The 13309-nt window shown below is 69.0% G+C and carries 4 protein-coding genes, 1 tRNA gene and 2 rRNA genes; 6 read left to right on the forward strand and 1 reads right to left on the reverse strand.

Annotation, left to right across the window (positions count from 1 at the left end; all coding sequences use genetic code 11):
- The 3 genes from AAFN69_RS16655 to AAFN69_RS16665 all read left to right on the forward strand — a co-directional run.
- Positions 1-101: ribosomal RNA gene (locus AAFN69_RS16655) — 23S ribosomal RNA — on the forward strand; the annotation flags it as partial.
- Positions 102-173: 72 nt separating this feature from the next.
- Positions 174-290: ribosomal RNA gene (rrf, locus tag AAFN69_RS16660) — 5S ribosomal RNA — on the forward strand.
- Positions 291-562: 272 nt separating this feature from the next.
- Positions 563-635 (forward strand) — tRNA-Thr (locus tag AAFN69_RS16665).
- A 44-nt stretch (positions 636-679) separates the two neighbouring features.
- Here AAFN69_RS16665 and AAFN69_RS16670 read toward each other — a convergent pair.
- A complete protein-coding gene (locus tag AAFN69_RS16670) occupies positions 680-3334 on the reverse strand; it encodes a SpoIIE family protein phosphatase (RefSeq protein WP_347729299.1) in 2655 nt (884 codons plus the stop codon).
- Between the two features lie 269 nt (positions 3335-3603).
- Here AAFN69_RS16670 and AAFN69_RS16675 point away from each other — a divergent pair, with 269 nt between their 5' ends.
- The 3 genes from AAFN69_RS16675 (at position 3604) to AAFN69_RS16685 (ending at position 13182) form a co-directional block, all read left to right on the forward strand.
- The gene (locus AAFN69_RS16675; protein ID WP_347729300.1) at positions 3604-9063 is read left to right on the forward strand and encodes a HAMP domain-containing protein; all 5460 of its coding nucleotides are present in this window, start codon (positions 3604-3606) and stop codon (positions 9061-9063) included.
- 274 nt (positions 9064-9337) lie between these two features.
- Positions 9338-10066, forward strand: a complete 729-nt coding sequence (locus tag AAFN69_RS16680) for a response regulator (protein WP_347729301.1) — start codon at positions 9338-9340, stop codon at positions 10064-10066.
- Positions 10067-10275: 209 nt separating this feature from the next.
- The gene (locus tag AAFN69_RS16685; protein WP_347729302.1) at positions 10276-13182 is read left to right on the forward strand and encodes a DNA translocase FtsK; all 2907 of its coding nucleotides are present in this window, start codon (positions 10276-10278) and stop codon (positions 13180-13182) included.
- Positions 13183-13309 lie beyond the last annotated feature (127 nt).

A 13309-nucleotide genomic window follows, 5' to 3' on the forward strand; every position in this document is an offset into this window, starting at 1 on the left:
GGGGTTAAGGCTCCCAGTAGACGACTGGGTTGATAGGCCGGATCTGGAAGGCGGGTAACCGCTGGAGGTGACCGGTACTAATAGGCCGAGGGCTTGTCCTCAGTTGCTCGCGTCCACTGTGTTGGTTCTGAAACCATGAACAACCATTTTGCTGGTTGATTGTTTCATAGTGTTTCGGTGGTTATAGCGTTAGGGAAACGCCCGGTTACATTCCGAACCCGGAAGCTAAGCCTTTCAGCGCCGATGGTACTGCAGGGGGGACCCTGTGGGAGAGTAGGACGCCGCCGAACAATTTTTGAGAGAGGGCCCCATGCCTTAGGTGTGGGGTCCTTTCGCATGCCCGAAAACAACTGCCCCCAGAGCTTCGGTGGCCCGCCGGCGAGTGGGCCCCGGACCGGCGCGGCCGGCCTCCGTACGCCCTGGGCCCCGCCGTCGCGGCGGCGGCCGGCAGTGCAGGGCAGCCGGCCGTCCTGAGCTCGGATTCTTTCGCGGGAGTGGTTCAAAGCAGCCCCTGGATGAGGGTATGCTTTACCTCGTTGAACAGCGTAAGCGAAGCAACAAGGCCCCAATAGCTCAGTCGGTAGAGCGTCTCCATGGTAAGGAGAAGGTCTACGGTTCGATTCCGTATTGGGGCTCATGAAAGAAGGCCCCCGCCATTCGGCGGGGGCCTTCTCTGTGTTCAGGACTTCTGTGGTTGCGGGATGCGCATCGCGAGGATGGCCATGTCGTCCGAGGCCGGCTCGGCCGCGAAGCGTTCCACCGCGCGGAGCACCCGGGCGGCGACCGCGCCGGCGGTGAGGCCGGTGCAGTGGCGGAGAACCTCGGCCAGGCCCTCGTCGCCCAGCATCCTCGTGCCCTCCCGGCGCTCCGTGATGCCGTCCGTGACACAGAGCAGGACATCGCCCGGATCCAGCGTCACCATCTGCTCGTACAGCTCCAGATCCTCGATCACCCCCAGCAGCGGCTGCGGCTCCGCGGCCGGCTCCACCGTGCCGTCCGGGCGCAGCCGCAGGGGCAGCGGATGGCCGGCGCAGACGACCTTGAGGAGAGCGCTGCCGTCCTCCTGGGGCCAGAGCTCGCCGTAGAGCAGGGTGAGGAAGCGGCTGCGGGCACCCTCGTCCAGAATGGCCGCGTTGAGACGCTCCAGCACCGCCGGGCCGCCGAAGCCCTCCCGGGCCAGCAGCCGCAGCGCGTGGCGGGCCAGACCGGTGACGGCCGCCGCCTCCGGGCCCGTACCGCAGACATCGCCGATGGCGAAGCCGTACGCGCCGTCCCGGATCGGGAAGACGTCGTAGAAGTCGCCGCCCACCTCATTGCCCTCACCGGCGGCGCGGTAGATGACCTCGACCTCGACACCGGGGATCGCCGGGCTCTCCGGGGGCAGCAGACTGCGCTGGAGGGACTGGCTGATCGAGACGCGCTCCGAGTACAGCCGGGCATTGTCCAGCGCGAGGGCGGCCCGGCGGGAGAGGTCCTCGGCCAGCTCCAGGATCTCCTGGCGGAAGTGGTCGTCGGACGGCTTGCCGAGGGTCAGCATGCCGATCACGCGGTTCCGGGCCACCAGGGGGAGTACGACCGTCTCTCCGCCGACCGCGGCGGCCGTCGCCAGCGTCGTACCGATGCCGGGGGAGACCGGGGAGGTGACACCGAGGCCGAGCTCCTGCCTGGAGGCCAGTACGGCGGCCTTCTGGGCCGCCTCCGACGGGGCGCCCCACACGCGGGCGCCCGGGGTCGTCACCGGCTCGGGTGGGGCGATCTTGGAGAGCAGGGCCTTGAGGCCGTCGATGCGGTCCTCGTCCTCGTGCAGCACAAAGCTCAGATACGGATCCGACGCCGGATCGGCGATCGTGTACACCGCGCACCAGGTCGCCAGGGTCGGGACCGTCATCTGTGCCATCAGGGCCAGCGTCTGGTCCCGGTCGAGGGTTCCGGCCAGCAGATCGGACGCCTCCACGAGGAAGGAGAGCGAACCGCGCCGGAGGCGTTCGAGCTCGCCCAGCCGGGCGGACTCCACGGCCAGCGCGATCCGGTCGGCGGCGAACTGGAGCCGCAGGGCCTCCTCGTTGGAGTAGCGGCCGGGGGACTCCGCCGCCACCCCGAGAGAGCCGGTGAGCCGGCCCTCCACCTTGAGCGGCACGGTCACCACGGAACGCATACCGGTGGAACTGAGCAGCGGCACCGCGCCCGGAACCGCCGTCAGATCGTCGTGAACCGCCGGCATCCTCGCCGAGCCGTACCGGCCCGTGCCCGCCTCGACGGGGACCCGGGCGAACCGCTGGCGGGCCGAGGGAAGGCCGGTGCTGGCCCGTACCTCCAGCTCCGTCTCGTCATCGGTGGCGAGCAGCAGAAAGGCGGCGTCGCCGTCGAGCATGTCACGGGCGCGCTCCACGGTGCGCTGGAGGAGCCCGTCCAGATCGTCGGGGGCGGGGGAGCCGATGAAGACCTCGAACGGGTCGGTGCTGTGGCTCTCGGTGCCCGATTCGGAGACCGGGACGCGCTGCGGGGTCTGGAGGACCGCCCGCTCCTCGTCCCGCACCAGCAGACAGACGGTCGACGGCTCGCCCCGGCTGTCGCGTACCCGCAGATGGGAGGCGTACACGGGGATGACCCGGCCGTCGGTGCCCCGGATGCCGTAACTGCCCTCCCAGCGGGAGAGCTGGAGCGCCTCGGCGAAACCGGTGCCGATGCCGGGGGTCTGCGGCCAGGCGGCGAGGTCGGCCAGGGGTTTGCCGATGACCTGCTCGGCGGCGTAACCGAAGACGTGCTCGGCGTCCTCGTTCCAGACCGAGATGGCGCCGGCGCGGTCGATCTGGGTGACGGCGACCCTCACCCGCTCGTCGGCGACCGGGAGCATCGCGGTCGGGAGAACGGGGCCCGCGGAGCGGGTGCCGACCGGGCGCTGCGGCAGATCGAGCTGGAACCACACCTGCTTGTTGGTGGGGGTGTATTCGACACCCCAGCGGGAGGCGAGGGCCGAACACAGCATCAGGCCGCGGCCGTTCTCGCTGTCGAGATTGCCGAAGGAGTGCCCGGCGGCCTGGATCGGCACCTCGCGTTCGGGATAGCGGTCGCCGACTTCGATACGGACACTGTCCCCCAGCCGCAGGCAGAGCACGTCCGCCGATGTTCCGGCGTGGATGACCGCATTGGTGACCAGTTCACTGGTGAGGACGACGGCGTCATCGACGACTTCGCTGTAGCCCCACCCCTGGAGGGTGTCGCGGACAAAAGCCCGTGCGGTCGCCACGGACCGCCCGACCGGATCGAAGGTGGCAGCCGCCCGCGCGGTGATCACAGAACTCCTTGTACGCGTCTCGACGCCCGGCTCCGCCATGTTCGGCCTGCCCCTCCCGGTGCCCGGTGGTAGTTCTCTCGCCCACTTCGACCCGACCGGGCGGACCGGGGCGGTTGGACAGCCGGATGCCAGGTTACTTACCTTCGCTGTCCGAGCGGATGCAGGTTGCCGCTGTTTCCGCCCTCCGGGTGCGGGGACGCCGAGCGATGCTGCCGAACTGTTATGGCCTGGTTCCGCTTGGGTGAAACACTGGGCAGGCTTCCTGATACACCCGGAGCAGTACGGCCAACCCCTGCGGGAGGGACACGGTGGAGTCTGGCGTGGCAACGCGTGGCACAAGCACGCGTGCGAAAGGCGGACGAGCCCGGAGCAATGCGACCACGGAGGTCGACACAGCGGCGCTGAACAAGCTGCTGGCGGCTCTGGAGTCGATGCGCGATGGCAATTTCCGTAAGCGGCTGACCGTGTCGGGCGACGATCTGATGGCCGAGATCGCGGCCGTCTACAACCAGGTCGCCGACCGCAATGTGCATCTCACCGGAGAGCTGGCGCGGGTGCGCAGGGTCGCCGGGCGGGAGGGAAAGCTCACAGAACGGCTGGAGACGGGTGCCTGTGAGGGCTCCTGGGCCTCGGCCATCGACGCCTCGAACGCCCTGGTGGACGATTTGTCCCGGCCGCTCTCCGAGGTGAGCCGGGTGCTCTCCGCGGTCGCCGAGGGCGATCTCCAGCAGCGGATGGAGCTGCGTTCGCACGGCGCGGACGAGAGCGTACGACCGCTGCGCGGTGAGTCGCTGAAGGTCGCGCGGACGGTGAACAGCCTGGTGGATCAGCTCTCGGTGTTCACCGACGAGGTGACCCGGGTGGCGCTGGAGGTCGGTACGGCGGGCAAGCTCGGCGGCCAGGCCCAGGTCCGCGGCATGTCCGGTTCATGGCGTGATGTGACGGACTCCGTGAACACCATGGCGGACCGGCTGACGGCCCAGGTGCGGGACATCGCGCTGGTCACCACGGCGGTCGCCAAGGGCGATCTGTCACAGAAGGTCACCGTCCATGTCGACGGGGAGATGCTGGAGCTGAAGAACACCGTCAACACGATGGTGGACCAGCTCCAGGCGCTCGGCTCCGAGGTGACCCGGGTGGCCCGCGAGGTCGGGACCGAGGGGGAGCTCGGCGGTCAGGCCGAGGTGCCCGGGGTGGCCGGCGTCTGGAAGGACCTCGCCGACTCCGTCAACACCATGGCCGGCAATCTCACCTCGCAGGTGCGCGGCATCGCCGAGGTGACCACCGCGGTGGCCAACGGCGATCTGTCGCAGAAGGTGACCGTCAGCGCGCGCGGCGAGGTCGCGCAGCTCGCCGAGACGATCAACCAGATGACCGAGACGCTCCGCACCTTCGCGGACGAGGTGACCCGGGTCGCCAGCGAGGTCGGCGCGGAGGGGCTGCTCGGCGGTCAGGCGCAGGTGCCGGGTGCGGCGGGTACGTGGAAGGACCTGACCGATTCGGTGAACACGGCGTTCCGGAATCTGACGGGTCAGGTGCGGGACATCGCGCAGGTGACGACCGCGGTCGCGAACGGCGATCTGTCGCAGAAGGTCACGGTGGATGTGGCCGGGGAGATGCTGGAGCTGAAGAACACCGTCAATACGATGGTGGCGCAGCTCTCCTCCTTCGGTTCCGAGGTGACCCGGGTGGCCCGGGAGGTCGGTGTCGAGGGCCGGCTGGGCGGTCAGGCGCAGGTGCCGGGTGCGGCGGGTACGTGGAAGGACCTGACCGATTCGGTGAACACGGCGTTCCGGAATCTGACGGGTCAGGTGCGGGACATCGCGCAGGTGACGACCGCGGTGGCGCGGGGCGATCTGTCGCAGAAGGTCACGGTGGATGTGGCCGGGGAGATGCTGGAGCTGAAGAACACCGTCAATACGATGGTGGCGCAGCTCTCCTCCTTCGCCGATCAGGTGACCCGGATGGCGCGGGACGTGGGCACCGAGGGCCGGCTCGGCGGCCAGGCCCGGGTGGACGGCGTCAGCGGCACCTGGAAGGAGCTCACCGACTCCGTCAACTTCATGGCCGGGAACCTGACCTCTCAGGTCCGGCAGATCGCCCAGGTGACGACGGCGGTGGCGCGGGGTGATCTGTCGCAGAAGATCGATGTGGACGCGCGGGGCGAGATCCTTGAGCTGAAGAACACCATCAACACGATGGTCGACCAGCTCTCCGCCTTCGCCGACCAGGTCACCAGGGTGGCCCGTGAGGTGGGTACGGACGGCCGGCTGGGCGGTCAGGCGCAGGTGCCCGGGGTGGCCGGGGTCTGGCGCGATCTGACCGACTCGGTGAACTCGATGGCGTCCAATCTGACCGGCCAGGTCCGCAGCATCGCGCAGGTCGCCACGGCGGTGGCGCGGGGTGATCTGTCGCAGAAGATCGATGTGGACGCGCGGGGCGAGATCCTTGAGCTGAAGAACACGCTCAACACCATGGTCGACCAGCTCTCCAACTTCGCGGAGCAGGTCACCAGGGTGGCGCGCGAGGTGGGCACCGAGGGCATTCTGGGCGGCCAGGCGGAGGTGCAGGGTGTCAGCGGCACCTGGAAGGACCTCACCCAGTCCGTCAATTTCATGGCGAACAACCTCACCTCCCAGGTGCGCAATATCGCCGAGGTGACCACCGCGGTGGCCAAGGGCGATCTGTCGAAGAAGATCACCGTGGACGCCAAGGGCGAGATCCTCGAACTGGTGACGACCGTGAACACCATGGTCGACCAGCTGCTGGACTTCGCCGACGAGGTGACCCGGGTGGCGCGCGAGGTGGGCACCGAGGGCGTACTGGGCGGCCAGGCGCGGGTGCGCGGGGTCACCGGTATCTGGAAGGACCTCAGCGACAACGTCAATCTGATGGCCAACAACCTGACCAATCAGGTGCGGAACATCGCGCGGGTCTCGGCGGCGGTGGCCAACGGCGATCTGACCAAGAAGGTGACGGTCGAGGCGCGCGGCGAGGTCGCGGAGCTGGCCGACACGGTCAATACGATGGTGACGACGCTGTCGTCGTTCGCCGACGAGGTGACCCGGGTCGCGCGCGAGGTGGGCACGGACGGCCGGCTCGGCGGGCAGGCGCGGGTGCCGGGTGTCTCGGGCACCTGGAAGGACCTCACCGAGTCGGTGAACTCGATGGCGTCCAATCTGACCGGTCAGGTGCGGCAGATCGCCACCGTCACCACCGCCATCGCCACCGGTGACCTCACCCGGAAGATCGACATCGACGCGCGGGGCGAGATCCTGGAGCTGAAGACCACGATCAACACCATGGTCGATCAGCTGTCGTCGTTCGCCGGGGAGGTCACCCGGGTGGCCCGTGAGGTGGGTACGGACGGGCAGCTGGGCGGTCAGGCCCGGGTCCGTGACGTGGACGGCACCTGGCGCGATCTCACCGAGTCGGTGAACGAGATGGCCGGGAACCTCACCCGTCAGGTGCGCGCCATCGCGGCCGTGGCGACGGCGGTGACCCGCGGTGATCTCAATCTCAAGATCGATGTGGATGCCGCCGGCGAGATCCAGGTCCTCCAGGACAACATCAACACCATGATCGCGAATCTGCGCGACACCACGCTCGCCAATGAGGAGCAGGACTGGCTGAAGGGCAATCTGGCCCGGATCTCCGGTCTGATGCAGGGGCGGCGCGATCTGGACGACGTGGCCTCGCTGATCATGAGTGAGCTGACGCCGGTCGTCTCGGCGCAGCACGGTGCCTTCTTCCTGGCGACCCAGGTGGGCGGGCCGGATGTGGTGGGCAGTGGCCAGGACGGCTCGTACGAGCTGTGCATGCGGGCCAGTTACGGCTACTCGGCCGGGCTGATGCCCACCTCCTTCCGTCCCGGCGAAACGCTGATCGGCACGGCGGCCGAGGAGAAGCGCACGATTCAGGTGAATGTGCCGCCGGGGTATCTGAAGATCTCCTCGGGGCTCGGGGAGGCGTCCCCGGCGCATGTGATCGTGCTGCCGGTGCTCTTCGAGGGGAAGGTGCTCGGGGTGATCGAGCTGGCGTCCTTCCAGCCGTTCACCCAGATCCAGCGGGACTTCCTCAACCAGATCGCGGAGATGATCGCGACCAGTGTGAACACCATCAGTGTCAACTCCAAGACGGAGGTGCTGCTGAAGCAGTCGCAGGAGCTGACCGAGCAGCTGCGGGAGCGCTCCGCGGAGCTGGAGAACCGGCAGAAGGCGCTTCAGGAGTCCAATCTGGAGCTGGAGGAGAAGGCGGAGCTGCTGGCCCAGCAGAACCGCGACATCGAGGTGAAGAACACCGAGATCGAAGAGGCCCGGCAGGTGCTGGAGGAGCGGGCCGAGCAGCTCGCGGTGTCGATGCGGTACAAGAGCGAGTTCCTCGCCAATATGTCGCACGAGCTGCGGACTCCGCTGAACTCGCTGCTGATTCTGGCGAAGCTGCTGGCGGACAACGCGGAGCGCAATCTCTCGCCGAAGCAGGTGGAGTTCGCGGAAACGATCCATGGTGCCGGTTCGGATCTGCTCCAGCTGATCAACGACATCCTCGATCTGTCGAAGGTCGAGGCGGGCAAGATGGATGTCAGCCCGACCCGGATCGCGCTGGTGCAGCTGGTCGACTACGTGGAGGCGACCTTCCGGCCGCTGACGGCGGAGAAGGGTCTCGATTTCTCCGTACGGGTCTCGCCGGAGCTGCCCGCGACGCTGCACACGGATGAGCAGCGGCTTCTCCAGGTGCTGCGCAATCTGCTCTCGAACGCGGTGAAGTTCACCGATTCGGGTGCGGTGGAGCTGGTGATCCGTCCGGCCGGGGCCGATGTGCCGCAGGCGATCCGCGAGCAGCTGCTGGAGGTCGGTTCGCTGCGGGATCCGGAGTCCGGGCTGATCGCGTTCTCGGTGACGGACACCGGGATCGGGATCGCGGCGGGCAAGATGCGGGTGATCTTCGAGGCGTTCAAGCAGGCCGACGGGACGACCAGCCGCAAGTACGGCGGTACGGGTCTGGGGCTGTCGATCAGCCGGGAGATCGCCCGGCTGCTGCGCGGTGAGATCCACGCGGCGAGTGAGCCGGGGCGGGGCTCGACCTTCACGCTCTATCTGCCGCTGCACCCCACCGAGCCGATGGGGCCGGGGCACGGCACGGGCGAGGACGAGCACGGTGCGGCGGATGGATTCCCGCAGCTGGAGCGGCCGGTGCAGCCGGAGCCGCACAGCGGTCCCGCGGCGCTCTTCCGGCGCCGGCGCAAGGCGATCGGGGCGATGGAGGAGCGGTCGGCACTGCCCGCCTCTCCGACGCCGTCCGGCTCGCCGGCGGGTTCCGGATCCGGCTACCGTCCGGAGACGGGCGCCGAGGAGACCGCCGAGCCGCAGGAGCCGCGTCGCACCTTCGCCTTCGACAATGAGAAGGTGCTGATCGTCGACGACGACATCCGCAATGTGTTCGCGCTCACCAGCGTGCTGGAGCAGCACGGACTCTCGGTGCTGTACGCGGAGAACGGCCGGGAGGGCATCGAGGTGCTGGAGCAGCACGACGATGTGACGGTTGTTCTGATGGACATCATGATGCCGGAGATGGACGGTTACGCGACGACGAGCGCGATCCGCAGGATGCCGCAGTTCGCCGGGCTGCCGATCATCGCGCTCACGGCGAAGGCGATGAAGGGCGACCGGGAGAAGGCGATCGAGTCGGGTGCTTCGGACTATGTCACCAAACCAGTCGATCCCGATCACTTGCTGTCAGTGATGGAGCAGTGGATGCATCAGAGGTGAGCGAATTACGTTCGGATCTTGGGCAGTTCATGACTGACGGTGGCCAGGAGGGTGTGAGAGGGCGTTATACGGGGAACCTTTTGGACTCCCGTTACGTTTCTGCTATGTGCACAGTGACATCGTGGTGACAGGGTGTGGCGATGGGTGGGGTGCGGCTACCATGACCGGCACAAGGACGGGCGACACAAGTGAGTCGTCCCCTGGGGCGGCGCCCGGTGCGTCCCCCGGCTCATGGAGCCGGGGAGACCCCAAGCCGGGGCGAGGAGGACGGGGCATGGTGCAGAAGGCCAAGATCCTCCTGGTCGATGACCGGCCGGAGAATCTGCTGGCGCTGGAGGCCATTCTCTCCGCGCTCGATCAGACACTGGTGCGGGCATCGTCGGGAGAGGAAGCGCTCAAGGCGCTGCTGACAGATGACTTCGCGGTCATCCTGCTGGACGTTCAGATGCCCGGCATGGATGGATTCGAGACCGCCGCGCACATCAAGCGGAGAGAGCGGACCCGGGACATCCCGATCATCTTTCTCACCGCGATCAACCACGGTCCGCACCACACCTTCCGGGGATACGCGGCGGGTGCGGTCGACTACATCTCCAAGCCGTTCGACCCCTGGGTGCTGCGGGCGAAGGTCTCGGTCTTCGTCGAGCTGTACATGAAGAACTGCCAGCTGCGGGAGCAGGCGGCGCTGCTGCGTCTCCAGCTCGAAAGCGGCGGGCAGACTCCCGCCGCGGCCGCCGGGTCGTCGGCCGGCGCGGCCGGCGGACCGCTGGGTCCGTCCATCGGCGGCCGGGAGGCCGCGGGGCTGCTCGCCGAGCTGTCCGCGCGGCTCGCGGCGGTCGAGGAACAGGCGGAGGCGCTCACCAAACAGCTGGACGACGAATCGGCCGACGGCGCCGCGGTCGCCACCGCCGCCCATCTCGAACGCAAACTCACGGGTTTGCGCCGTGCCCTGGACGCCCTGGAACCGGGCACCGGCGGCAACACCCCGCCCGCGCCGCACTGACCCGCTCCGGACCGGAACAACCGGTCCGGGCGGGTTTTCGGCGTCGGCCCGCCGGCCTCCGGCGGAGCGGGCGCACGGTACGGAGGTTGACTCCCCGCGCCCCGCTCCCGCTTGAGCAGACGTCACTCCGGAGCGGTCATCGGCGACACGAACGGGTGAAGGGGTGGGCACACGTGTCCACCGCCGCTCACACCGGTAACCTCACCACCATGGCCCCACGTACGTCCGGCAAGAGTTCCCAGGACGCGGCGAGTACCGCGAAGCCGCGCGCGGGCCGTACGAGCGGTGGTGCGGGGGCGGCGGGCAGCGGGCGGTCCCCGGGCTCCGCCGGTGCGGCAGGCGCGGCGGGTGCGGCGAAGAAGGTGGCGCCCGCGCGGAAACCCGCTGCCAAGAAGGCCGCGGCCCCGAAGCGCGTCCCGGCCGGGAAAGCACCCGCCGGGAAGGCCCCGGCCCGGAAGCCCGCCGGGAAGAAGGCCGTTGCCAGGAAGCCCGTGCCCAAACCGGCGCCCTCACCCACCGGGGGTGTGTACCGGCTGGTGCGCGCCCTCTGGCTGGGGCTCGCGCATGCCGTGGGTGCCCTCTTCCGGGGCATAGGGCGGGGCGCGAAGGGGCTCGACCCGGCGCACCGCAAGGACGGCCTCGCGCTGCTGCTCCTCGGGCTGGCCCTGATCGTCGCCGCCGGCACCTGGTCCAATCTGCGCGGCCCGGTCGGCGATCTGGTCGAGATGCTGGTGACCGGAGCCTTCGGCCGGCTCGATCTGCTGGTTCCGATACTGCTGGGTGTCGTCGCCGCCCGGCTGATCCGCCACCCGGAGAAACCCGAGGCGAACGGCCGGATCGTGATCGGCCTCTCGGCGCTGCTGATCGGGGTGCTCGGCCAGGTGCACATCGCCTGCGGCGCCCCCGAGCGCAGCCGTACGGAGGCGGTGCAGGACGCCGGCGGGCTGATCGGCTGGGGCGCGTCCGAGCCGCTGATCTTCGCGCTGGGCGAGGTGCTCGCCGTACCCCTGCTGCTCCTGCTCACCGTCTTCGGGCTGCTGGTCGTCACCGCGACCCCCGTCAACGCCATCCCGCAGCGGCTGCGGCTCCTCGGCACCCGGCTGGGCCTCATCGCCCCGCTGCCGGAGCCGGAGGAGGCCGACGAGGACGATCAGCGGTACGAGGAGCAGTGGCGCGACACCGTTCAGGGACGCGGCGGACGGCCCGGCGCGCGCCGTCGCGGCGCGCCGCCGGCGTACGCCCCCGGTGACGCGGACGACGCCGAGCCGGAGGCGCCCGGCCGCCGCCGGGGCGCCCGGGGCGGGGGAGAGGATATCATCTCCCCGCTGGGCCGCCCCATGGACGCCGTCGATGTGGCCGCCGCCGCTGCCGCCGCGCTCGACGGAGCGGTCTACAACGGCCTTCCGCCCTCGCCGCTCGTCGCCGACCTCACCCGGGATCTCACCGCGGAGCGGCAGCGGGCCGTCTCCCGGCAGGCACCGGGCGCCGCGCCCGCCGGCCCCGCCGCCGAGCGGGAGCGGCCCGGGAGCGCCGAGCGGACCGCACCGGCCGGGAGGGGCGGGGCCGTACCGGATCTCACCAAGCCGGCGCCCGAGCCCCAGCCGCTGCCGGCCCGTGCCGAACAGCTCCAGCTCTCCGGTGACATCACCTACTCGCTGCCCGCGCTCGATCTGCTGGAGCGCGGCGGGCCCGGCAAGACCCGCAGCGCCGCCAATGACACCGTGGTCGCCTCGCTGACCAATGTCTTCATGGAGTTCAAGGTCGACGCGGCCGTCACCGGCTTCACCCGGGGCCCGACGGTGACCCGGTACGAGGTCGAGCTCGGCCCGGCCGTGAAGGTCGAGCGGATCACCGCGCTGACCAAGAACATCGCCTATGCCGTCGCCAGCCCGGATGTGCGGATCATCTCGCCGATTCCCGGCAAGTCCGCGGTCGGCATCGAGATCCCCAACACCGACCGCGAGATGGTCAACCTCGGCGATGTACTGCGGCTCGCGGACGCGGCGGAGGACGATCATCCGATGCTGGTCGCGCTCGGCAAGGATGTCGAGGGCGGCTATGTGATGGCGAATCTCGCCAAGATGCCGCACATCCTGGTCGCCGGAGCGACCGGCTCCGGAAAGTCGTCGTGCATCAACTGCCTCATCACGTCGGTGATGATAAGGGCGACTCCGGAGGATGTGCGCATGGTGCTTGTCGACCCCAAGCGGGTCGAACTCACCGCGTACGAGGGCATTCCCCATCTGATCACCCCGATCATCACCAACCCCAAACGGGCCGCCGAGGCGCTCCAGTGGGTCGTGCGCGAGATGGATCTGCGGTACGACGACCTCGCCGCGTACGGCTACCGGCACATCGACGACTTCAACCAGGCGGTGCGCCAGGGCAAGGTCAAGCCGCCGGAGGGAAGCGAGCGGGAGCTTCAGCCCTACCCGTATCTGCTGGTCATCGTGGATGAGCTGGCGGATCTCATGATGGTCGCGCCGCGTGACGTGGAGGACGCGATCGTCCGCATCACCCAGCTGGCGCGTGCGGCCGGGATCCATCTGGTGCTCGCCACCCAGCGGCCCTCCGTCGATGTCGTCACCGGTCTGATCAAGGCGAATGTGCCGTCCCGGCTCGCCTTCGCGACCTCCTCGCTCGCCGACAGCCGCGTCATCCTCGACCAGGCGGGTGCCGAGAAGCTGATCGGCAAGGGCGACGGACTCTTTCTGCCGATGGGGGCCAACAAGCCGACCCGGATGCAGGGCGCCTTCGTCACCGAGGCGGAGGTCGCGGCCGTCGTCCAGCACTGCAAGGACCAGATGGCCCCCGTCTTCCGGGAGGACGTGGTCGTCGGCTCCCGGCAGAAGAAGGAGATCGACGAGGAGATCGGCGACGATCTGGATCTGCTCTGCCAGGCGGCCGAACTGGTCGTCTCCACGCAGTTCGGGTCCACCTCCATGCTCCAGCGGAAGCTGCGGGTCGGCTTCGCCAAGGCGGGCCGGCTGATGGACCTGATGGAGTCGCGGAACATCGTGGGGCCGAGCGAGGGCTCCAAGGCACGTGACGTTCTGGTGAAACCCGAGGAGCTGGACGGCGTGCTCGCGGTGATCCGGGGAGAGCCTCACCCATAAGGGTTCGGCTCGCGCGGCGTTGGGTGGGCAACCGTTTCCACCGGTCATACGTCAAGTTGGAGAGAGGGGCGGGAAACCGGCCCGCCGGCGGGAAGGTCACCGGGCCATTCCGATGGCGTACAGATCC

It is taken from the genome of Streptomyces sp. CAU 1734, from assembly GCF_039888735.1.
GTDB lineage: Bacteria > Actinomycetota > Actinomycetes > Streptomycetales > Streptomycetaceae > Streptomyces.